At 38.4% G+C, this 21,668-nt stretch carries 22 protein-coding genes and 1 other annotated feature (1 of these 23 only partly in view); of the genes, 8 read left to right on the top strand and 14 right to left on the bottom strand.

The window, feature by feature from the left end:
* Window positions 1–4: 4 nt before the first annotated feature.
* Entirely contained in the window at window positions 5–640 is a 636-nt protein-coding gene (locus NST93_RS17255) for a VOC family protein (RefSeq protein WP_405099192.1), read from the top strand.
* A 52-nt stretch (window positions 641–692) separates the two neighbouring features.
* Here the strand turns inward: NST93_RS17255 and NST93_RS17250 are convergent, their stop codons facing one another.
* Both NST93_RS17250 and NST93_RS17245 read right to left on the bottom strand, forming a co-directional pair.
* On the bottom strand, window positions 693–1,013 hold the full coding sequence (locus tag NST93_RS17250) for a thioredoxin family protein (protein ID WP_405099190.1): 321 nt from the start codon (window positions 1,011–1,013) through the stop codon (window positions 693–695).
* Window positions 1,014–1,290: 277 nt separating this feature from the next.
* On the bottom strand, window positions 1,291–2,103 hold the full coding sequence (locus NST93_RS17245; protein ID WP_405099188.1) for a DUF368 domain-containing protein: 813 nt from the start codon (window positions 2,101–2,103) through the stop codon (window positions 1,291–1,293).
* A 164-nt stretch (window positions 2,104–2,267) separates the two neighbouring features.
* Between NST93_RS17245 and NST93_RS17240 the strand changes: the two genes are divergently transcribed.
* Both NST93_RS17240 and NST93_RS17235 read left to right on the top strand, forming a co-directional pair.
* A complete protein-coding gene (locus NST93_RS17240) occupies window positions 2,268–2,594 on the top strand; it encodes a PadR family transcriptional regulator (protein WP_405099186.1) in 327 nt (108 codons plus the stop codon).
* Between the two features lie 4 nt (window positions 2,595–2,598).
* The gene (locus NST93_RS17235) at window positions 2,599–3,291 is read left to right on the top strand and encodes a DUF1129 family protein (protein WP_405099184.1); all 693 of its coding nucleotides are present in this window, start codon (window positions 2,599–2,601) and stop codon (window positions 3,289–3,291) included.
* Between the two features lie 42 nt (window positions 3,292–3,333).
* Here NST93_RS17235 and NST93_RS17230 read toward each other — a convergent pair whose 3' ends face one another.
* Complete coding sequence (locus NST93_RS17230; RefSeq protein ID WP_405099182.1) at window positions 3,334–4,506, bottom strand: CapA family protein; 1,173 nt, start codon at window positions 4,504–4,506, stop codon at window positions 3,334–3,336.
* Between the two features lie 216 nt (window positions 4,507–4,722).
* Between NST93_RS17230 and NST93_RS17225 the strand changes: the two genes are divergently transcribed.
* Window positions 4,723–4,920 carry a hypothetical protein gene (locus NST93_RS17225; protein ID WP_405099180.1) on the top strand — a complete coding sequence of 66 codons (198 nt, stop codon included), beginning with the start codon at window positions 4,723–4,725 and terminating at the stop codon, window positions 4,918–4,920.
* Window positions 4,921–4,930: 10 nt separating this feature from the next.
* The gene (locus NST93_RS17220) at window positions 4,931–5,779 is read left to right on the top strand and encodes a dimethylarginine dimethylaminohydrolase family protein (protein WP_405099178.1); all 849 of its coding nucleotides are present in this window, start codon (window positions 4,931–4,933) and stop codon (window positions 5,777–5,779) included.
* A 220-nt stretch (window positions 5,780–5,999) separates the two neighbouring features.
* Here NST93_RS17220 and typA read toward each other — a convergent pair whose 3' ends face one another.
* From typA to NST93_RS17205, 3 genes are all read right to left on the bottom strand, one after another.
* Window positions 6,000–7,823: a translational GTPase TypA gene (typA, locus tag NST93_RS17215; protein ID WP_405099176.1), complete on the bottom strand. Its 1,824-nt coding sequence runs from the start codon at window positions 7,821–7,823 to the stop codon at window positions 6,000–6,002.
* 373 nt (window positions 7,824–8,196) lie between these two features.
* A complete protein-coding gene (locus tag NST93_RS17210) occupies window positions 8,197–9,540 on the bottom strand; it encodes a sensor histidine kinase (protein ID WP_405099174.1) in 1,344 nt (447 codons plus the stop codon).
* Between the two features lie 3 nt (window positions 9,541–9,543).
* Window positions 9,544–10,230 (bottom strand): response regulator transcription factor, encoded by a 687-nt coding sequence (locus NST93_RS17205; protein ID WP_405099172.1) that lies wholly within the window; start codon window positions 10,228–10,230, stop codon window positions 9,544–9,546.
* Between the two features lie 546 nt (window positions 10,231–10,776).
* On the opposite strand from NST93_RS17205, the gene NST93_RS17200 reads away from it, so the two are divergent.
* Window positions 10,777–12,177, top strand: a complete 1,401-nt coding sequence (locus tag NST93_RS17200; RefSeq protein ID WP_405099170.1) for a S1C family serine protease — start codon at window positions 10,777–10,779, stop codon at window positions 12,175–12,177.
* Window positions 12,178–12,291: 114 nt separating this feature from the next.
* Here the strand turns inward: NST93_RS17200 and NST93_RS17195 are convergent, their stop codons facing one another.
* The gene (locus NST93_RS17195; RefSeq protein WP_405099168.1) at window positions 12,292–12,498 is read right to left on the bottom strand and encodes a zinc ribbon domain-containing protein; all 207 of its coding nucleotides are present in this window, start codon (window positions 12,496–12,498) and stop codon (window positions 12,292–12,294) included.
* A 47-nt stretch (window positions 12,499–12,545) separates the two neighbouring features.
* Complete coding sequence (locus NST93_RS17190; protein ID WP_405099166.1) at window positions 12,546–13,223, bottom strand: TraR/DksA C4-type zinc finger protein; 678 nt, start codon at window positions 13,221–13,223, stop codon at window positions 12,546–12,548.
* Between the two features lie 150 nt (window positions 13,224–13,373).
* Here NST93_RS17190 and NST93_RS17185 point away from each other — a divergent pair, with 150 nt between their 5' ends.
* On the top strand, window positions 13,374–14,246 hold the full coding sequence (locus NST93_RS17185; RefSeq protein WP_405099164.1) for an NAD(P)-dependent oxidoreductase: 873 nt from the start codon (window positions 13,374–13,376) through the stop codon (window positions 14,244–14,246).
* 16 nt (window positions 14,247–14,262) lie between these two features.
* Here NST93_RS17185 and NST93_RS17180 read toward each other — a convergent pair whose 3' ends face one another.
* From NST93_RS17180 to NST93_RS17165, 4 genes are all read right to left on the bottom strand, one after another.
* The gene (locus NST93_RS17180; protein ID WP_405099162.1) at window positions 14,263–14,565 is read right to left on the bottom strand and encodes a hypothetical protein; all 303 of its coding nucleotides are present in this window, start codon (window positions 14,563–14,565) and stop codon (window positions 14,263–14,265) included.
* Window positions 14,566–14,635: 70 nt separating this feature from the next.
* Window positions 14,636–14,833, bottom strand: coding sequence for a cold-shock protein CspD (gene cspD / locus NST93_RS17175; protein WP_405099160.1), 198 nt, complete (start codon window positions 14,831–14,833; stop codon window positions 14,636–14,638).
* Window positions 14,834–15,113: 280 nt separating this feature from the next.
* Complete coding sequence (locus NST93_RS17170; RefSeq protein ID WP_405099158.1) at window positions 15,114–16,082, bottom strand: rhodanese-related sulfurtransferase; 969 nt, start codon at window positions 16,080–16,082, stop codon at window positions 15,114–15,116.
* 197 nt (window positions 16,083–16,279) lie between these two features.
* Window positions 16,280–17,884 (bottom strand): long-chain fatty acid--CoA ligase, encoded by a 1,605-nt coding sequence (locus NST93_RS17165; RefSeq protein ID WP_405099156.1) that lies wholly within the window; start codon window positions 17,882–17,884, stop codon window positions 16,280–16,282.
* Between the two features lie 179 nt (window positions 17,885–18,063).
* Between NST93_RS17165 and NST93_RS17160 the strand changes: the two genes are divergently transcribed.
* Window positions 18,064–18,543: a glutathione peroxidase gene (locus tag NST93_RS17160; RefSeq protein WP_405103935.1), complete on the top strand. Its 480-nt coding sequence runs from the start codon at window positions 18,064–18,066 to the stop codon at window positions 18,541–18,543.
* 93 nt (window positions 18,544–18,636) lie between these two features.
* Here NST93_RS17160 and ddlA read toward each other — a convergent pair whose 3' ends face one another.
* Together ddlA and proS are read right to left on the bottom strand one after the other, a co-directional pair.
* Window positions 18,637–19,737, bottom strand: coding sequence for a D-alanine--D-alanine ligase (gene ddlA / locus NST93_RS17155; RefSeq protein WP_405099154.1), 1,101 nt, complete (start codon window positions 19,735–19,737; stop codon window positions 18,637–18,639).
* Window positions 19,738–20,112: 375 nt separating this feature from the next.
* The gene (gene proS / locus NST93_RS17150; RefSeq protein ID WP_405099152.1) at window positions 20,113–21,552 is read right to left on the bottom strand and encodes a proline--tRNA ligase; all 1,440 of its coding nucleotides are present in this window, start codon (window positions 21,550–21,552) and stop codon (window positions 20,113–20,115) included.
* 96 nt (window positions 21,553–21,648) lie between these two features.
* Window positions 21,649–21,668, bottom strand: a binding site (T-box leader) (it continues 202 nt past the right edge of the window).

The following is a 21,668-nucleotide window of genomic DNA, read 5'->3' as shown; positions in this document are numbered from 1 at the left end:
TTTCATGCTGGCAATTGATCATATCGTTATTGCATCAAAAAATCCAGAGAAGGATGCAAAGGAATTTGAAGAGAAATATGGAATTAAATATATTCCAGGAGGCAAACATACAAATTGGGGAACATTTAATTATCTTGCTTATTTTGATAACGACTGCTATATCGAGTGGCTCGGTATTTTCGATGAACAACTGGCTCGAAATAGTGATAATCCTCTTGTGCAGAAGCTTGTAAAGCAATTTAGCTCAGGTAAATCGGGTGTATATTCGTTCGCGCTGCGGACACAGAATATGAATAAGGAGCTTGAATATTTCACACAACATTCGATTGCCTATAAAGGTCCACTCCCTGGTTCCAGAAAAAAGCTTGATGGTTCCACATTAAGCTGGCGCATGCTTTTTCCGGACCGAGCGAATCTTCCTTTTCTGATTGAATGGGGAGATGGTGTAAACCTGCCTGATGATAAATCAAAAATAAATACACAGCAGCTTGCTTCAGTCCAGCTTCCTTATCATCCAAAACTTTATACAGATACTTTTGCTCTTTCAAATGAGGGAGACATAATCCAGCTTGAAAATGGGAAATTATTATTTACGACAGATTCGGAGCTTGATTTTACACTTCATGAGACTAATCAGTAATATGAAAAAGCACCCTAGTTGATTTGCTCATTCTAGAGGGTGCTTTTAGTCATTATCCTAATTGCTGCTGTAAGAATTCTGTTACTTCTTCCGGTGTTTTCGTGTAAGCACTATGCTGATGTGCAAGCTTCTCTCCGTTTTGGAAAATAAGCACACTTGGGATACCCATTACTTCATATTTTGCAGCAAGGCCTTCCACTTCGTCTGTATTCACTTCATACCAGCTGTAATTATTGAACTTCTCGAGGATTTCTCCAGAGAACATATCAAAACGTTTGCAGTCCGGACACCAGTCTGCGAAGAACTTTATAATTACAGGCTCTGCACTTTGAATCACTTCATCAAATTTCTCTTGTGTTTGGATTAATTCCATAAAATCGCCTCCTTATATATGAACTAAGTTTAGCTTGTATTTTTCATATTGTCTTTTAAAATGCTTGTTAAGGATTCTCTGTGCCCGCAGAAACTGCCAGTGCTCTCCAGCGGGGAATGAGAATACCTACTATCCATATCCAGAAAAACCAGAGTTTCTCTAGATTGAAGTAATCCGCACTATGTATCGACTGTATAAAAAGCAACCTGTTTAATCAATTGCTCACGAATACCATAGTGCCAGGGCGAAGCTGCAATTCCCTGCTAGGAAAGTAAAATTAGCGATATTCAATTCTTCCCAATATATATGCCGTAAGCAGGCCGCCAAAAAAGGTAACGATGCTGGTGACTAATAAACCAGTTGTTTCCGGCCATCCAGGCAGAATGACAAATACCGAGCCAATGACAAGCCCAATTGTAACTGCAAAGGTTAAAGTAAAATGGTTTCTCAGGAAATAACCGACAATCCTGCTCATAATGACAAAACCTACTGCAATTCCGAGCCCTGTAACGATAATAATATCAAATTGCAGATTACTGATTGCTGCAATAACGGTTTGGTATACTCCCAGGACGAGCAGCATAAATGACCCGCTGATTCCCGGGATAATCATCGCACTGCTGCCAATTATTCCAGAAACAAACAATAATACATATGTAGAAGGCGTTATATTCGTAATCACTTCTCCGTCTCCAACACTCGCAAACCCTAAGGCCGACACAAGCAACACACCAAAAATCATAAAAATGATATGTTTCGTCCGAAATGAACTTTTTGCATCTGCTTTATGCAATAGATATGGCAGTACACCAAGAATTAAGCCAAGAAAGAAATATTGTGTTGGCTGAGGATAATATTCGAAAAGCCATTCAATAGCACTTGCAAGCAAAAAGATGGCCATTACCATTCCAACACCAAGCGGGATGAGGAATCCTAGATGCTTCTTCCATTCCTTACTGAAAAATCCATTAATCGCTTCTATTAATCTTTCATAAATTCCTAAAAGAAGTGCGATTGTTCCACCACTAATTCCAGGTATAACATCCGAGGCTCCCATCATTAGCCCACGATATATATTTTTCCATTCCATTTTCTTTTAACTCCTAATCTCAAAAAAGTTTTATATCCATTTTCCATAATACCAAAAATGACTTGTAATTCATATAACAACATGTATAATAAAAATTAGCTATTATGCATTACAAGATAGGTTAACTTAGATCCGCTATATTGTATAACAAGGCAGGTGAAGAAATGTCTCAACGAAGCCAGTTGTTAAAGGGTATTTTAGAAGGATGCATTTTATCCATCATCAGTCAGGAGCCAACATACGGCTATGAATTATCAATCAAGCTGCAGAATTTCGGACTCGATGATGTGAGTGAAGGTTCCATTTATCCAATATTGCTTCGGCTGCAGCGAGAAGAACAAATTATTGGAGAGATGAGGAAGTCGGATACGGGGCCAAAACGCAAATACTATCAACTTACTGACCTAGGTAAGGAATCATTGAATGAATTTATGAAACAATGGGAGTTACTAAAAATTCCTGTTGATAAAATTTTAGATAACAGGGGGTAGACAGATGCATGCTAAGGAATTAGTTAAATTAAATAATAAAAAACGCGAACAATTAAATAAAAAGAATCTTGCTGATTATGAAGAAATGCTTACTTATATACGAGGCAATTTTAATAAATCTGAGCAGCAGACCGAAGAGATTTTAATGGAATTGCTCGATCATTTACTGGATGCACAGGGGGAAGGAAAAACCGCTAAGGAAGTGTTTGGAAATGACCTGAAGTCTTATTGTGATGAATTGATAATGGAAATACCTAAAGAGAAAAAATCAATTAATTTTATATTCATTATTTATCTTGTGCTGAATTTAATTGGTCTTATCGGCATGTTCCTTGGTGTTTCTAATTTTATTTTGTACAAATTTGCTGGGATTGGTGCAAAAGAACTTCAATTTCCGCTTGGTTCTGGAATATTGACTATCATCATTGACTTTCTGCTGCTTGCTGCATTTGTTTATCTTGTCATTTTATGGATCAATGGTTCACTATTTAAAATTAACAAGAGCAAAAGGTGGATAGAATTTCTGCAAATCTGGTTAATGTCCACAGCCTTTATTGGATTAACTATTGCTGTACTGCATTTCATGCCTGCTTTTGGAAAATCGCTGAGCATTCCTCATCTCGTTATTGCCGCTTGTGCAGCAATTCTTTACTTGGCTTCAATCATCTTAAATAAGAAATACCGTATTACAAAATAGATAAATAAAAGAGGTGTCTCGATTCACTTAAAACACCTCTTTTTATTTACTTTCTGGAAATACAAGCTCCGGGAGCCATTGCGACATGTGCGCCTTGATTTCCTCATAGGTTTGAACGGATTTTGGCAAATCTTTATTTGTTAAAGCATACATTGGCAGAACTTCATAATCAGACCAATTCGGCTTGAATGTAACATAAGTTGGGATGAATTCCGGGGAATGGAGTTCAACATTCACTTCCTCACCATAGGTTGTTTTTTTAACAGTAAAACTAAAAACCCCGCCGATTCTTTGATAAAGCTCCTGCTGATTTGATAGAAAATTACCGAGACTATAAATTACTAATGCCTGGTTTCCATCTTTCCCTTCCACCCAGGCAGCCGGCTGAAGAACATGAGGATGGTGGCCAATTACAGCATGTACACCTTTATCTGCTGCAAATTGTACAATCTCTTTTTGTTCCTTATTCGGCATTCGTTCATATTCATTGCCAAAATGAAGGTTTAATACGACTACATCAGCCGCTTCCTTGGCATGAGCAATATCCTCAGCCATTCTTTCCTTATCAATCAGATTTACTAAATACTCTTTTCCTTTAGGTATTGACATCCCATTTGTACCATATGTATATGCAAGAAACGCAGCAGTAATCCCTTCTTCTGTTTCTATGACACGAATTTCTTCACGATCTTCCATATTTTTATAAGCACCAACATACGTCATATCAATCATTTCCCAATGACGAATTGCATTCTGTACAGCAGCCTCTCCGCGGTCAAGCGTGTGATTATTTGCCAAAATTACAGTATCTACACCAATTGTTTTCAAAGCATCTCCAATTTCTATCGGACTATTAAACTGCGGATATGAGGAAAGCCCAAGTTCAATACCACCGATCATCGATTCTTGATTCGCTGCTGTAATCGTAGCTGCACTCAAATAGGGCTTCATTTTTTTTAGCATGGGCAAAAAATCATATCCTCCTCCGTTAGCTGCATCCATAAATACCGGCTGATGGATTAAAATATCTCCAATAGAAGAAATAGTAATTTCCTCAGTGATATACTCTGGGAACAATTCTTTATTGACTAATGTATATTCCATTTCAGAATTCTTTTTCTGTCTTCCAATTACCTCTATCTCTCGACTGCTGCATGCTGTTAAAACAATCATAAATATAATAATTCCCATTACCAGCAGGCTTTCTCTTCTCATTCTTTAAACTCCGTTCTCCTCTGCAATTGTGGGACAATAGGATTAACCTCTCGTCCACAACCTTAGTTTACTAAGAATAGCTTTATTACACAATTATTATTTTTATCCGCAAAATTTTACGACTTCTTTACATTGATATAGTATAATTGATAAAAAAGATAGTGAGTAAATAACGTAAAAGTACGAAAGAATAATTGAGACAATGGGGGAATGATTGTGAAACGCTATTTTTCTGCGGTTTTCATCAGTTTAAGTGCAATCATTATTATTCTAGGTATAAATCTTGATTTATATTGGAGCGGTATAGTAGCCTGGGGAATAGCAATCATTCTATTGATTTTGGCTGCTTACTTCACAAAGTATATCCCAAATGAAAAGAAAAGAAAAAGGGGTCAATCTCCGTTGAAGAAATGAGGGTGTATGAATGCAAGATAAAGCACAGCTAGAGATTCAATGTCAGAACGAATACCAAACATTAAAAAGCGTAATCACAGTTTCACCTGAGTATATGGCAATTACAGAAGTGATTAACGAGACGCAAAATCACTATGCAAATGATAATATTAATACGAAAATTGCCAGTGAACAGCATCAGGGACTCGTAAAGGTATTGCAGGCTCAAGGTGTCGCTGTTCAGGAGCTGCCTCCTCAAGCTGATTTAAACGAACAAGTATTTACGAGGGATATCGGCTTTACAATTGGGGGAGACTTATTCATTTGTAATATGGCAAGGGATATTCGTAAAAAGGAAGTAAAGGTTCTAATTAATTGGTTAGAAAAAAATGGTGTGCCATATAAACAATGTGAAGTTCCATCAATTGAAGGTGGAGATGTTATTGTTGATGGCGAGCAGGTTTGGGTTGGTTTAAGCGGCCGAACAACGCGGGCAGCCGTTGAAGCTTTGCAGACTGAACTTCCAACCTACACGGTTCAGCCTCTCCAGCTTAGAGAAGATATTTTGCACCTTGACTGTGTTTTTAATGTTATCAATAATGATACCGCACTCATTTATCCTGAAGCATTCACGAAAGCGGACTATAAGAAATTAAATCAGCATTATAATCTTATAACAATAACTGAAGAGGAACAATTTCTAATGGGGCCAAATGTCCTTGCAGTTGGTGAAGGTAAGGTAATCAGTCTTCCTGAAAACAAACGAATCAATGAAGCTTTAACAAAAGCGGGCTTTGAAGTGATCGAAGTTCCTTTTTCTGAAATTATTAAATCTGGCGGATCTTTTCGCTGCTGTACCCTGCCATTATTACGTAAATAACCGAAACGAATAATATTTTTGTATAATAGTCATAAAGTTACCCCCGTCCTTACATAAAGGCGGGGGGTATTTTAAAATTGTTTAAGCAAAAAATAAAAAGGCGGAGACAGAATAAGTGATTATCAAGGATGAATCATATCTCTATACTATATTCCAAGTACAATGCATCATTTAACCTCGAAATTAAACACTTTTTTCTGTCTCAACCTCTTAAGAAATGTTATTTAGCTTTTTTAGATGCTTTTTCACGTTCACTCTTATTTAGAATCTTTTTGCGAAGACGCACAGATTCTGGTGTTACCTCACAATATTCGTCATCATTAAGATATTGTAAAGCCTCTTCCAAGGACATGGATCTTGTTTTTCTAATTGTCGATGTCTGATCCTTCGTCGCTGAACGAACATTCGTTAGATGCTTTTCTTTTGTAATATTTACAGTTAAATCATTTTCACGATTGTGCTCACCAACAATCATCCCAGCATAAATTTCCAGACCTGGTTCAGCAAAGATTGTTCCACGGTCCTCCAGCTGCATGATGCCATATGTTGAAGCTTTACCATTTTCTAACGCGACAAGTACACCCTGACGACGTCCGCCAACCTGTCCTTTAATAAGTGGTTCATATGCTTCGAATGTGTGATTCAGAATCCCGTACCCGCTTGTTTGTGACATAAACTCTGTTGTATACCCAAGCAGGCCGCGTGAAGGTACTTTAAACTCAATGCGGACTTGACCATTTCCATGGTTCACCATGTCTAGCATTTCACCTTTACGTTCGCCAAGTGATTCCATAATCGCGCCAGTGTATTCTTCAGGTATGTCAATTTGTACCCGTTCTACAGGCTCACATTTCACTCCATCGATTTCCTTAACAATTACTTCCGGTTTCGAAAGCTGAAGCTCATAGCCTTCTCTTCGCATATTTTCAATAAGAATAGATAGGTGAAGCTCCCCGCGGCCTGAGACAACCCAAGCATCTGGAGAATTTGTCGGATCAACGCGTAAGCTGACATCTGTTTCCAATTGTTTCATTAGACGCTCTTCAACTTTCCGTGCTGTAATGTATTTCCCTTCTTTACCAGCAAATGGACTGTTATTTACAAGAAATGTCATTTGCAGTGTTGGTTCATCAATACGCAGCCATGGCAATGCCTCTGGATGGTCCTTAGGACATACCGTTTCACCAATATTAATATCTTCAAGACCTGAAACTGCAACAATCTCTCCTGCTTTTGCTTCTTCAATTTCAATACGCTTCAAGCCAAGAAATCCGAAGAGTTTTGTGATGCGGAAGTTCTTTTTAGTGCCATCGTTCTTCATCAGCACAACTTGCTGTCCGACATGAATTTTACCTCTGGCAACTCGTCCAACCCCAATTCTTCCTACATAATCATTGTAGTCTAAAAGCGTTACTTGGAATTGTAATGGTTCTTCCGAATTATCAATTGGTGCAGGAATATGCTTCATAATTGTTTCAAATACAGGGTCCATTGTTTCTTCTTGGTCTTCTGGTGTCAAACCTGAAGTACCGTTTAATGCAGATGCATACACAACAGGGAACTCCAATTGGTCATCATCTGCGCCAAGCTCAATAAATAAATCCAGTACTTCATCAATTACTTCCGCTGGTCTTGCATTTGGTCTATCTACTTTATTTAAAACAACCATTGGACGCAGTTTTTGTTCCAATGCTTTTTTTAGTACGAAACGCGTTTGCGGCATCGTTCCTTCATATGCATCAACAACCAGTGCTACCCCATCAACCATTTTCATAATACGTTCTACTTCTCCACCAAAGTCCGCGTGTCCTGGTGTATCAAGAATATTAATGGTTGTATCATGGTAGTGTACTGCTGTATTCTTCGCTAAAATGGTAATTCCGCGTTCACGTTCTATGTCGCCGGAATCCATTGCACGATCATGTACATGCTCATTTTCCCGGAAAGTTCCTGAGTATTTTAAAAGCTGGTCAACTAAAGTTGTCTTCCCATGGTCTACGTGTGCGATAATAGCAATATTACGTATATCTTCTCTTTGTTGCATTAAAGTACGCTCCTCTTTTTATAAGTGTGTGTTCAAAAGGTGGATAAAAAGGACCGGCCGGCTGCGTAACACATCCTCCTGATGGACTGCCGACACGAGCACGATGTTCGAGGTGGCGATACTCCCCGCAGCGGAACATGCACTACATAAATCAGCATATGTTCTAGCACGCCAGCATCAGTTTCTTTTCCCAAAAGCATAAAAAACGCTCCAACTAGCTTCTATAAAATACGGGAAATCCTGCATCGTTTTAGAAAAATAATCACTTTATTAAATCCCTTTTTCACAAAGTCATTTTACCGGACTTTTTGAACAACCCTATAACGGATATATCAAACTAGACAATTATACCATAATTACTTTTCCATGTATATTATTTTTCATTTGACTCTGTGAAAGTTAATGTAAACCGGGCCCCTCCCAGTGTTATTGACTTGTCCACAGTTATCTTTCCTTTTGATTGCTCAATGATAGCACGGGCTATTGCCAGTCCTAAACCTGTTTCCCCATCATGTCCCTTTACAAACCGATGGAATATATAGGGGATTAATTCGTCTTTTACACCAGGTCCATCATCCTCTATTGTAATTATCTTCTTTTTCTGCTCCTTATATGCATGAATAAACACCTTTGATTCCGCATGACGGATCCCATTCACAACAATATTGGATAATGCGCGCAACAGTTTTTCCTCATCACCAAAAAAGCGCATATTATCCTCAACTTGTTGCTCTAAAGATATATTTCTTTCATTTAAAAGCGGAATGACCCGGTCGACAACAGAATTAATAAATTCCTCCCCAGAAATTACTTCTGGTTTATAGGCTTTTTCTGTTTCTAATTTAGCAAGCAGAATCATTTCATTAATGATGATTTTTAAGCGATTTACTTCAGCCACCATCATTTCAAGCCCTTTTTCTTTATCTTCGCCTTCAAATATGCCATCTTTTATCCCCTCTGCATAGCCTTGAATTGTCATTAATGGAGTCTTTAATTCATGACTTGCATTTTGGAAGAAAATTTGCTGTGATTTCATATAATGCTGCAGTTCATTCGCCATTTCATAAACACTTTGCTCAACTTCTTTTATTTCTCCAGTTGCCCTTACTCTCTCCATGTCATCGAATTGCCGTTTTTCAATTTTCTTTAATTGACGCTGCAGCTTAGATAAGGGGGTGACTAATTTATTTGTCAGGTAATAGCTTATCCAAATCGCCAATACAGCACCAATCAAGAAAATGATAAATAATCTTGAGAAAAAGTTTTGCTGTACCGCATGCAAGTCCTTCATAGGGGTCAGCAGTATCAGTTCCCAGCCCAGTTCCTCTGGTGTGAAGACAATTCGTGATGTAACAAAGCGATCACTTCCAAGTGTCCATGTCCGGTCTCTTGTATCTGCAAAGTTATTTTCCTGTAAAAAGCCGGCAACAACTGGATTTGTCATTGTAGAAAAAAGAATTGCATCTTGGTTTCGATCATATAAAAACAACTGTAATTCCTGTTCCTGAAGAAATTGGTTAAATTGATGAATATCGTTTGCATTACCATATTGCTCTGTTAAAAAGCTTACGAGCAATTCACCTGTCTCTTCCAGCTGCCTTTTTTCATCTTGGATTAATAAATCCAGGATTAAAGAATAAATAAGATAGCCTGTTACCGTTAGAACAACGATTAAGAGCCCTGTGAACGCCAATGTAAGCTGTGATCTGAGTTTCATATTTTAATCCTCTTCTTTTCTCAATCGATAGCCATAACCCCAAACGGTTTCCAGGGGAATATCTGGTATTTTTTTGCGGATGCGTTTAACTAAATCATCCACAGCACGATCACTGCCAAAATAATCATTGCCCCAGATCTTCATTAATAATTCTTCCCGCGAGAATGCACGGTTGGGATTTTCCGCAAATAAAAGAAGCATATCATATTCTTTTGTTGTTATTTCATATTCTGTTCCATCCCAAAAAATACGACGCTCTTCTAAATAGATTAATAATTGGCCGATCTTTAGCCGATCATCATTTTGCGACCTTTTCGGTGCTCTGTAGGCCGTACGTTTAAAAAGTCTTTTCACGCGAGCTACTAGTTCTCTCGGACTAAAAGGTTTTGTTAAATAATCGTCTCCCCCAAGTTCAAGACCTAATATTTTATCTATTTCATCATCTTTTGCTGAAATGATGATAATTGGCACTTCACTCTCCATACGGATTCGCTTGCAAAATTCATATCCGTCCATCCCAGGAAGCATAATATCTAAGATCCACATATCAGGAGGGTTTGATTTCCAAACTTCCCAGCCTTCTTCAGCAGACCCTATGACGGTTACTTCATAGCCTTCCTTTTCAAAATAAGCTGAAACGATATTTTGAATGTTTTTATCATCTTCAACTAATCCAATATGATAGCTCACTTCGTCTCACCTTTTCTACATTTATGATTACCTCTATTCTCACACAAAGTTACTGCTGATGACAATATATAATCACTAAAACTTTGTTTCAACAAGGGGGTTGAAAATGATTGATTAGCTCAAGTTGGTGCAGTCTGCACAGGATGCAGGCAGTTTTCAGTTTTAGCAGAACATCCTATTTAACGGACTTTTAAACTTCCTATAAAAAGGAATACCACAGTTTTTCCACATTTATCCCAAACCTATGCCTTTTTCATTGCTTAGAATAAGGTTGTAAGGAAGTTCAGTTGAGACATCCCTCTTATCTCACCTGAAGAGAAAATTGAAGAATCGCTTCAATTCACTCGAACCGTTTCTTCCTTGTTAACTTCCCCCTTAAAGAATAATCAGGAAATAACACTAAAGTGATGTTTTTGTACCAAACAACACTTTAGTGTTTCCTGAAAAGCAGTGCTGCTGACAAGTGAATAATCATTTGGCAGCAGCTGCTTTGCTTTTCTGGATGGGTATGCATCGAAAACTTAAGAAAAGAAAGGATGTTAATAAATGGATAACAATAATCACAAGAACTCAAATTATAATAATGATGAAGAAAAACAACGAAACACGGACGAGGCAGACTATCAACCAAGCAATGATTATACCGAAGAACAATATGACGACATAAAAAATATATTTACAAATGAGGACTATCATTCTACAGAAGATGCAAATCAAAGTGAGACAGCTCCTCTGTATCAGCAGACACAAAACCAGGCTTCAAATGAAGAAAAACCAAAAACCAAAAGAAATAAGAAAAGTCGCAGTGGATTAAGCGGTTTTTTTGGTGGACTGGCAGGCGGAATTATCGTCGCAATCATTGTAGCAGTACTTTTTATGAATAACATTATCCCCGTTAATCAATCTGCTGAAAGTACAAGTACAAAACCTGAAAGTACAGCGAATATTATCACAACGTTAGCGAGTGATGAAGCAGATGTCTCCACCAACATTGAAGAAGTTTCCAGCGCTGTAGTAGGTGTAGTAAACCTCCAGCAGCGAAGTGTTTGGACAGGTGATGAAGAGGCCGGCACTGGATCAGGTATTATTTACAAGAAAGAAGATGGCAAGGCATATGTTGTAACGAACCAGCATGTTGTTGATGGAGCAGAAAATGTGGAAATTGTGCTTGATAATGATGAACGAATTCCAGCCACCGTACTTGGACAAGATGCTCTAACAGATCTCGCCGTACTCGAAGTGGATGGAGCAAATATTCATACCGTAGCTAAGTTTGGAGAATCAACAGATATTGCAGTTGGTGAAACTGTTTTAGCTATCGGCAACCCACTTGGTCTGGAATTTGCCAATACTGTTACAAAAGGAATCATCAGTGGTTTAAACCGTTCTGTGGAAGTAGATACAAATAGTGATGGCCAGCCAGACTGGGTTACAGAGGTATTGCAAACAGATGCCGCAATTAATCCAGGGAACAGTGGCGGAGCGTTAGTTAATGCGGATGGTGAGGTAATTGGCATTAACTCGATGAAAATTGCTCAAAGTGCAGTAGAAGGGATTGGATTTGCCATCCCAGTCGATGCCGCATTGCCTATTATGGAGCAGCTTGAAGCAGAAGGCGAGATTACAAGACCTTTAATTGGAATAAGCACTGCTGCATTATATCAAGTGCCACCACAATACCGTTATGAAATTAATCTGCCTAACGACGTTGAAGGCGGTATGGTTGTTGCAAATGTTGAAGCTGGTTCTCCAGCAGATCAAGCCGGCCTGCAGCAATTTGATGTGATTACGAAAATCAATGACAATGAAGTTACCTCTATCTTAGAATTACGTAAATACTTATATTCGGATACATCAATTGGAGAAGAAATCAAAATTGAATATATTCGTGACGGTAAAACAGCGACCACCAAACTCGTTCTTGAGCAAGTTGAAGACGCAGCATAAAATGAAATTCATTCAGCGGAGAATTCCTTTCGCCTCATCAGGAGTCTATAGTCCGTTCGTTAACATATTTAATTTAATCCCGCTCCTTTAAAAGGGGCGGGATTAATATTTATTTTAACCAAAGAATAAATCAAGTATATTGCTGCCTGCAGAGCTCTCCTTATTATAAAACTCCGAATAACCGCATTCCTTACAATATACAACAATGAATTGATTATGTTGGACATCAAATATCTTTGAAAGGCCTGTTCCCGTCATGGCAACTTCTTTCTGAGCAGCGTTCATGCTCCCGCATTTATAACAGCCTTTTTCTTTTTCCATTCCAATCACCTCTTATATTTCTATACGAAAGAGGCCTGATAAAGGATTCAATTTCCCTTTGTATGACGATAATTATTTAATGTGCTTTCATCATAATTTCCATGTTGATCAGCTGAAATATAGGTTTCAATATCTTCAGGACCAGAGTGGTTTTCATCACTATTTGGAAACATTTCATTGTAATTATCCCGATCCCCGTATAAGTCAGAAGGCGTATCTGAAGAACCATAACGGCTTACTTCCTGCCAGGCATCCTCTGCATCATACTCGACTTCTTCATCTTTAGCTGGCCTGTCAATTGGATTAAGATTTGCACTCATTACCTCTTCTTCAACCGGTCGATTTCGTGTAAAGCCTTCCTTATTGGCATGTTCCATACAGCGGTCAGTTGTCGGTACTGCAAGCAGTCTTTCATAGGGAATATCCTTGCCGCAAACAGAGCAGATACCATACGTTCCTTCCTCGATCACATGCAATGCTTCATTTATATCCTCTAATTCTTTTTCTGCATGCCCATTTAATGCCAAATCCTTACTTCTTTCAAATAATTCTGTTCCCTGGTCCCCTGGGTGATTATCATAATTCGATAATTCACCGCTTACTTCCTGGGAAAATTCATATTTCAAGCCAAAATGATCCTTCAATTGCTTAATTAATTCTCCCTCTCGCTTTTGCAAACCTTGTTTTATATTGGATAATTGTGTTTTATTCAGCAACAGAAACACCTCACTTATTTGAATATAATAAAGAATGAGACATCAAATAATACAAACGGAAATCCCTTCTGCTATAATGAAGATTATCTATACTATGTGTAAAAGCAAGTGAATGATTCGATTCAAGTATTCCCAATTCGTGGAAAGGGAGAGGATAAAATGGTTAAACCAAAAACGAAAATTGGCTTTATTGGTACTGGTGTAATGGGAAAAAGCATGGCAGCTCACTTGATAAAAGCTGGATATCCTGTCAGCATTTACACACGTACGAAGTCGAAAGCAGAGTCGTTAATCACAGATGGAGCAATATGGAGAGATACAGTAAAAAAGCTCGCTTCAACAGTTGATGTCATTATCACAATGGTCGGATATCCAAGTGATGTAGAACAAGTATACTTTGGAGAAAATGGCATTTTGGAAAATGCACAGGAGGGTACATATGTTATTGATATGACAACATCTAAGCCGTCTCTCGCCATTCAAATATACGAAGCAGCACGTGAGAAAAACATCTGCGCGCTAGATGCTCCAGTGTCCGGCGGGGATGTTGGTGCTAAAAATGGTAAGCTTGCAATTATGATTGGTGGCGATGAAGCAGCCTATGAAGCAGTACAGCCTATTTTCGAAGTAATTGGGGAAAATATCATTCTTCAAGGTCCAGCAGGTGCTGGCCAGCATACAAAACTGGCAAATCAAATTACGATTGCAACAAATATGATCGGTGTATGTGAGGCAATTGTTTATGCGAAAAAAGCTGGCCTCCATCCCGAGAAAGTTCTTGAAAGCATTAGCACAGGAGCTGCCGCAAGCTTTTCTCTGTCCGTATTAGGACAACGCATGCTGAATGAAGATTTTGCACCTGGCTTTTATGTGAAGCATTTTATTAAGGATATGACGATTGCTTTAGAATCTGCCAAAGATTTAGGAATATCTGCACCTGGTCTCTCCCTTTCCCTTGAGCTGTATAAAGAACTCGCTGAAAAAGGAGAAAGTGACAGCGGGACACAAGCATTAATTAAACTATTTGAGTAGGCTGAAAAGCGAGATCTTATTTTCGATCTCGCTTTTCGATTTCCTCCTGAACAATAAAAGCTAAGTCATCATTTCCAAATAATTGCAGAACTTGAAGCAGCGTTCCGTCTGCAATTTCTTCAGACTCCTCTTTAGAAACCGTTAACTCCTTTATCTCTTCAAGGACAGCATTTTTGGGCTGTGACGGATAAGCTCTTTCGTATAATTCTGCCTGATTTAAACCTTGATTTATACACCATTGACTAAAGATTAAAATCATCATCCGTTCATCACTCTGGTAATTTTCAATGATTCTTTTTTCAATTTCTTTTTGTTCCATTGATCACTTGCCCCCTAAAGTATAAAAAGACTTACCTCCAGTGGAAGTAAGCCTTTTAGTTTTTTTATAATTATAAACGAACTACGTTAGCAGCTTGAGGCCCGCGGTTACCTTCTACAATTTCGAATTCAACCTCTTGACCTTCTTCTAAAGTCTTGAAGCCTTCAGCTTGGATTGCTGAGAAATGTACGAATACATCGTCTCCGTCTTCGCGCTCGATAAAACCGAATCCTTTTTCTGCATTAAACCATTTCACTTTACCAGTCATTTAAATGACCTCCTTTACAATATCGTGCAAAGTAATTGAAACTTTAATACTTTTACACCACTTGAAAAAGAGATCGTAAAGTATTATTCTAACTCCAATTTCCTTTTGCACCTCTACTTTACCTCGAAGCGTCTAAAAAATCAAGTAATTTATCATACTTTTCCGCGAGTTTTTTTAATTTTTCAATCTATTTTATGCATCTGTCTATATATGGGTGAATATTCTTGATCTTATTCAACAAAAAAACACCTGACTCATTATCAGGTGTTTTTAAAATCAGTTAAGCATGAACCTTTTGGTCTTCTCCTAGAGCGCGAAGACGTTCTGCAACTTGTTCTTCAGTTAGATTATGTTCTTTTACATATAGGTTACGCGGGCTAACTCGACATTCATGCGAACAGCCGCGAAGATACTTATGTTCATTTTCTTCTGAGCAGAGCATTTGACGGTTACATTCTGGGTTTGCACAGTTTGCATAACGCTCACATGGTTCCCCGTCAAAATAATCTTTCCCTATAATAACATGTTCCTTTTGGTTAATCGGAACAGAAATTCTTTCGTCAAATACATACATTCTGCCGTCCCAAAGATCGCCTTGTACTTCCGGATGCTTACCGTACATTGCGATTCCGCCATGTAATTGTGCCACATCTTCAAAGCCTTCTCTTACAAGCCAGCCCGAGAATTTCTCACAACGAATACCGCCAGTACAATATGTCAGTATTTTTTTACCTTCAAACATTTCTTTATTGTCACGAACCCAATCCGGAAGTTCACGGAATGTTTCAATCTCTGGACGAATCGCGCCACGGAAATGTCCAAGATCATATTCATAATCATTTCGCGCATCAAGAACAATTACATCTTCATCTTGAAGTGCTTTATGAAATTCTTCTGGATTTAAATATTTTCCCGTCAACTCATGCGGATTAATATCGTCCTCAAGGCGTAAAGTCACCAATTCTTTACGTGGGCGTACATGCATTTTTTTAAATGCATGCCCATCATGCAAATCTATTTTGAACACCATATCTTTAAAGCGTTCATCTGCATGCATCATATCCATATATTTCTGTGTTTGTTCCATTGTACCAGAAACTGTTCCGTTAATTCCTTCTTCCGCTACTAAAATACGACCTTTTAAACCTGTTTCTTTACAGAACTTTAAATGGTCATTCGCAAATGTTTCCGGGTCTTCAATGTGAACATAATTGTAGTACAATAAAACCTGGTACTTTTCTGTCTCCATCTTTAATTACCACCTGTCATTTATATTTGCAAGATACAAATGTTTGGCGTTTGTATTAATTTATAATCTTGCACAAAGGATATTATAACAAACTACACTAAAAATAAAAAGTTGCAAATTTATGGCAAAGAGGGCCAGTAAAAAGTAATATACTTTTTACTGGCCCTCTTTTACTTAATCTATTACTTACATAATCATCAACTCAATTGACCTAAAACCTGTTCCCGCAATGCCATTTTTAAAAATTTACCGACAGATGTTTTTGGAATTTCATCCATGAATATTACCTCATCCGGCAGCCACCATTTAGCAAATTGCGGCTCTAAATAGTTGATTATCTCATCTTTAGTAATATTTTTACCATCTTTTAAAACGATGCAAGCAACTGGCCGCTCCTGCCATTTCGGGTCTGGTATGGAAACTACTGCAGCTTCAAACACATCTGGATGTGCCATTAAGGTATTCTCCAAATCAACGGAGGAAATCCATTCCCCGCCGCTTTTAATTAGATCCTTTGTACGGTCAACAATCTTCACCAGACCTTCCTCATCAATTGTGACCACATCTCCTGTATGAAGCCAGCCATCAATAAATGCCTCGCCACTTCGATCATCCTTATAATAGCCATCAGCAATCCATGGACCACGGATGAGCAGTTCACCCATTTCCACTCCATCTGCTTTTACTTCGCCATATTCATTTACCGCCTTCAGTTCGATACCTGGCACAACTAAGCCTTGCTTGGAACGCACCTCCAGCCTTTCTTCATCGGGAAGATCTGTTTGGTAGCTTTTTAATTTTGAAGCAGTCACAAGTGGAGTTGTTTCAGTCATTCCATATGCATGAAGGAATGGAATACCATGGGTTTCTTCAAAGGCTCTAATCATTCCTTTTGGAGCTGCGGATCCACCACATAATACAGCACGCAAGCTATTAAGGTTATAACTTTCTTGCTCCAGCTCCTTTAATAATCCGAGCCAAATCGTTGGTACTCCAGCTGTTATTGTTACTTTATGTTCTTCAATCAGCTTAGCTAATATTTTCGGTGTTGCATTTGGACCTGGTAATACTTGTGTCGACCCAAGCCAGGTCGATGCAAAAGGTATGCCCCATGCATTTACATGAAACATCGGCACAACCGGCATTACTGTATCGGCCTCAGACAATCCAGCTGTATCAGTCATCCCAAGTGACATACTGTGTAAATAAAGACCCCGGTGAGAATACAATACACCTTTTGGTTTTCCAGTTGTACCGGAAGTATAACAAAGCACTGCCGCATCATTCTCCGCAATATCTTCAACAAAAGAAAAGGTTCTCTCTCCATTTGCAACCAACTTCTCGTAAGAATACATCGGTGCAAGTGTTGAATCTGGGAGTTCTTCTTTATCTGTCATCACGATAAACCCTTCCACTGAGGTTAATTCATCTTTAATTCTTTCAATAAGTGGCAGAAGATCTTCATCAATGAGGAGAAATTTGTCTTCTGCATGGTTAATAATAAATTTTAGGTGGTCTTCAGATAGGCGAATATTAATCGTATGAAGAACAGCTCCCATACTGGGAACTGCAAAATAGGCTTCAAGATGTCTATGATGATTCCAGCCAAGCGTCCCCACCCGATCACCTTTTTCAACACCAAGTTTATAAAGCGCACTCGCAAGTGATCGCGTCCGTTTAACATAGGCTTCATAAGTAAAGGTATGCGTTTTTGTCAATGTTCGAGAAATAATTCTTTTTTTGGAAAAGTACCTTTCTGTACGATCGAGCATGGAAGCTAAGGTTAACTGCGTATTCATCATAAGACATTTCTCCCTTCAATTTTCCTCATTAATGAAAACGTTTGCACTCTTGTATATTATACTAAATATTCTTTGTAAAATGTCAAGTATGAGCATTTTACATATACAATTAACGGCATCACCAACTTTGACACCATTTCTTTCGATTGTTATCCTTCTCGTAAGGAGGCCGATTGATGATGAGCGTGTATGATTTCAATGTAAAATCAATTTCGGGAGAAGAAAAAAATTTAAAAGATTATGAAGGTAAAGTATTACTTATAGTCAATACAGCGAGTGAGTGTGGATTTACTCCTCAATATAAAGGATTGCAAGACCTCTATGATGAGGTTGGTAATAAAAAGTTTGAAATCCTTGGTTTTCCATGCAATCAGTTTGGAGGGCAGGATCCAGGAAGTAATGAAGACATTGCAAGTTTTTGTTCACGCAACTATGGGGTCACTTTCCCAATGTTCAGCAAGGTGGATGTCAAAGGTGAAAATGCCCATCCGCTGTTTAAGTATCTGACACATGAGCAAAAAGGATTGTTAACAGAGGATATCAAATGGAACTTTACAAAGTTTCTTGTTGATAAAAGTGGAAAAGTGGTGGACCGCTTCTCGCCGCAGAAAGAACCTGCAAAGCTTAAAAAGGATATTGAGAAACTGCTTGAAGAATAAGTATCCGGGATTTTGAAAAGAACAGATTGGTTAAAAACTAACTCCACCTGCAGCGTATAAACGCTGCAGGTGGAGTCTGATCGTTATGCTTATTTAATTACTTTCAAAAGAACTTTCCAGTGATGCGTCTCTTTCATGGCGTTCAATTGCCAATTGAATCAATTCGTCAATCAGCTGACTATATGAAATTCCGCTCAGTTCCCATAGTTTCGGGTACATACTTATTTTTGTAAAGCCTGGGATTGTATTAATTTCATTAACAATAATTTCATTTTCCTCTGTTAAAAATACATCAACTCTGGCCAACCCTTCGCAATTTAATGCTTCGAATGCTCTGATTGCAACTTTTTGAATTTCCTTTGCTCTATCTTCCTCTAACTTCGCTGGAATCTCGAGCATTGCGCCACTTTCATCAATATATTTCGCTTCATAAGAATAAAAATCATTTGTAGCAATAATTTCCCCAGGAATGGAAGCGCGTGGATTTTCATTTCCTAAAATAGAACATTCTATTTCTCTTCCCTTAATTCCCTCTTCGATCAAGATTTTATGATCATATTTGAAAGCCTCGTCGATCGCTTTCTCAAATTCTTCCTTTGTTTCTACTTTGCTGACCCCTACAGATGATCCTTGGTTTGCCGGCTTGATAAAGTATGGAAGTTTTAACTCTTTGCTGATTTCTTCAAAAGATATATTTTTTTTAGTTGTATTTGTATACGTATAACCTTTTGCAACGTTTAATCCTGCATCTCTCAGCAGCCTTTTTGCAATATCTTTATCCATACTGATCGCTGATCCAAGTACGTTTGAGCCAACGAATGGAATATTGGCGACACGCAGCATTCCTTGAATACTTCCATCCTCCCCTAGCGTGCCATGAAGGATTGGAAAAATCACGTCTAATTGATCTAACGCTTCCGCTTCTTCACTTGTCATTAGCTGTTTTTCGTTTTCACCGGGAATTACAGCAATTCCCTTGTTTGTTTTATTTAAAGCAATTAATTTCGGGTCTTCTGCGTTTAATAAGAAATGTGAAGCATCATTTAAATGCCACTTACCATCTTTATCAATCCCGATTAGAACAACGTCATATTTTTCTGAATCAATAGCTTCAATAACGTTTTTAGCTGATTGAAGTGAAACCTCGTGCTCTGCTGACTTTCCGCCAAATAATAATCCTACTCTTTTTTTCATGCTTATTTCCTCCAAAATAATCTCATTGGCTGGTATTCTGATATCTATTCACACTAATTTGTACACATGAATGATTTTTCAAAAACAAATTAACTCTTATTATTTTATCATTCGATGGACTGACATACAAAATCAAATTGACATTTATTCTGGAAAGTTACTTTACTGTAACTATAATAAAGCTTCAATGCTCAATCTCTGTTGAACATTGAAGCTTTCACTGTTTATTCTGCACCCCGGGGACTATCGAACTTCCTGCGCCTTCAGTCGATAAGTCAACATCGGTTCGCTTCGCTCTCCGTGTTTCCTTTATCTTCTTGCGCCGCAGTTCAGTTCGTACGTCCCTGAACGCGTACTTCAGCTTTTGGTATTGTATTAATATGCTTTTGCCCAGATTACTAGTTCTTGGGCTGGTTTGCCGCAGCAGATGCATGTGTCGGCGATTTTTTCTTGTTCGAATGGCATGCAGCGTGATGTTGCTGTTGTGTCTTCTTGTATTTTCTCTTCACAAGCTGCATCGCCACACCACATTGCTCTTAAGAAGCCGCCTTTCGTTTCAAGGGCTTCTTTGAAGTCATCCATTGTCGTTACAGAAGTTGTCTTGTCGTTACGATGCGCTAGCGCTTTATTATATAGATTCTGTTGGACTTCGTCTAATAACTCAGGCAAGCGTTTTTCTAAGTCTGCTAATGGAACGAATTCCTTCTCGCCTGTGTCACGGCGTGCAAGTACAACCTGTTCTTTTTCGATATCTTTAGGTCCCATTTCAATACGAACCGGGATTCCTTTCATTTCATACTCATTAAACTTCCAGCCCGGCATTTTATCACTTGCATCAATATCAACGCGAACGATGTCTTTTAGTTGATCAAGTAAATCGTATGCTTTCTCTAATACGCCTTCTTTATGCTGTGCAATTGGAATAATCATCGCTTGTGTTGGTGCAATTCTTGGCGGGACAACTAAACCGCGATTATCGCCGTGTACCATGATTAATGCACCCATAATTCTTGTGGAAAGGCCCCAAGATGTCTGGTGAACAAACTGACTTTTACCTTCTTTATCCAGATACGTAATATCAAACGCTTTGGCAAAGCCATCACCGAAATTATGACTTGTACCAGATTGCAATGCTTTTCCATCATGCATCAATGCTTCAATTGTTAATGTATATTCTGCACCTGCGAATTTTTCACTTTCAGTTTTTTGTCCTTTGTACACAGGTACTGCTAAATAATTTTCTGCTAAATCAGCATATACTTCAAGCATTTTCATCGTTTCTTCTTCTGCTTCTTCACGTGTTGCATGTGCAGTATGACCTTCCTGCCAATGGAATTCAGAAGAACGGAGGAATGGACGTGTTGTCTTTTCCCAGCGTACTACGTTTGCCCATTGGTTATAAAGCTTCGGCAAATCACGGTATGAATTAATATGCTTGGAATAATAGTCACAGAATAATGCTTCTGAGGTAGGTCTGACAGCGATTCTTTCTTGTAATTCATTATCACCGCCATGTGTTACCCATGCCACTTCTGGTGCAAAGCCCTCTACATGGTCTGCTTCTTTTTGCAGGAGATGTTCGGGAATAAAAACTGGAAAAGCCACGTTTGAGTGCCCCGTTTTCTTAATCATACGGTCCAATTCATCCTTAATATTTTCCCAAATTGCAAAGCCATACGGACGAATAATCATCGTTCCTCTAACTTGACCATAATCAACAAGCTCTGCTTGTTTTACAACATCTGTATACCACTGTGCAAAATCATCTTCCATTGCTGTGATTTTTTCAACAAAATCTTTATTTTTCTTAGCCAAATCAAGCACCTCTTTCAAATTTATTTAAGCGAAAAATATTTAAGTTCTATAAAGCTGTTCTCAGCTTTTTTCCAAAAAAAATAGCCTCCATCCTATAAAAGGGACCGAGGTTTGGT

Origin of the sequence: Oceanobacillus sp. FSL H7-0719 (assembly GCF_045040795.1) — a bacterium.
GTDB lineage: Bacteria > Bacillota > Bacilli > Bacillales > Amphibacillaceae > Oceanobacillus.
The sequence above is the reverse complement of the archived record's forward strand: the minus strand, read 5'-3'. Positions and strand labels throughout refer to the sequence as shown.

Excerpts from the sequence above, each read along its gene's own strand:
- NST93_RS17255 (WP_405099192.1), top strand. The coding sequence starts at position 5 with ATGCTGGCAATTGATCATATCGTTATTGCATCAAAAAATCCAGAGAAG.
- NST93_RS17250 (WP_405099190.1), bottom strand. The coding sequence starts at position 1,013 with ATGGAATTAATCCAAACACAAGAGAAATTTGATGAAGTGATTCAAAGT.
- NST93_RS17245 (WP_405099188.1), bottom strand. The coding sequence starts at position 2,103 with ATGGAATGGAAAAATATATATCGTGGGCTAATGATGGGAGCCTCGGAT.
- NST93_RS17240 (WP_405099186.1), top strand. The coding sequence starts at position 2,268 with ATGTCTCAACGAAGCCAGTTGTTAAAGGGTATTTTAGAAGGATGCATT.
- NST93_RS17235 (WP_405099184.1), top strand. The coding sequence starts at position 2,599 with ATGCATGCTAAGGAATTAGTTAAATTAAATAATAAAAAACGCGAACAA.
- NST93_RS17230 (WP_405099182.1), bottom strand. The coding sequence starts at position 4,506 with ATGAGAAGAGAAAGCCTGCTGGTAATGGGAATTATTATATTTATGATT.
- NST93_RS17220 (WP_405099178.1), top strand. The coding sequence starts at position 4,931 with ATGCAAGATAAAGCACAGCTAGAGATTCAATGTCAGAACGAATACCAA.
- typA (WP_405099176.1), bottom strand. The coding sequence starts at position 7,823 with ATGCAACAAAGAGAAGATATACGTAATATTGCTATTATCGCACACGTA.
- NST93_RS17210 (WP_405099174.1), bottom strand. The coding sequence starts at position 9,540 with ATGAAACTCAGATCACAGCTTACATTGGCGTTCACAGGGCTCTTAATC.
- NST93_RS17200 (WP_405099170.1), top strand. The coding sequence starts at position 10,777 with ATGGATAACAATAATCACAAGAACTCAAATTATAATAATGATGAAGAA.
- NST93_RS17195 (WP_405099168.1), bottom strand. The coding sequence starts at position 12,498 with ATGGAAAAAGAAAAAGGCTGTTATAAATGCGGGAGCATGAACGCTGCT.
- NST93_RS17185 (WP_405099164.1), top strand. The coding sequence starts at position 13,374 with ATGGTTAAACCAAAAACGAAAATTGGCTTTATTGGTACTGGTGTAATG.
- NST93_RS17180 (WP_405099162.1), bottom strand. The coding sequence starts at position 14,565 with ATGGAACAAAAAGAAATTGAAAAAAGAATCATTGAAAATTACCAGAGT.
- cspD (WP_405099160.1), bottom strand. The coding sequence starts at position 14,833 with ATGACTGGTAAAGTGAAATGGTTTAATGCAGAAAAAGGATTCGGTTTT.
- NST93_RS17170 (WP_405099158.1), bottom strand. The coding sequence starts at position 16,082 with ATGGAGACAGAAAAGTACCAGGTTTTATTGTACTACAATTATGTTCAC.
- NST93_RS17165 (WP_405099156.1), bottom strand. The coding sequence starts at position 17,884 with ATGATGAATACGCAGTTAACCTTAGCTTCCATGCTCGATCGTACAGAA.
- NST93_RS17160 (WP_405103935.1), top strand. The coding sequence starts at position 18,064 with ATGAGCGTGTATGATTTCAATGTAAAATCAATTTCGGGAGAAGAAAAA.
- ddlA (WP_405099154.1), bottom strand. The coding sequence starts at position 19,737 with ATGAAAAAAAGAGTAGGATTATTATTTGGCGGAAAGTCAGCAGAGCAC.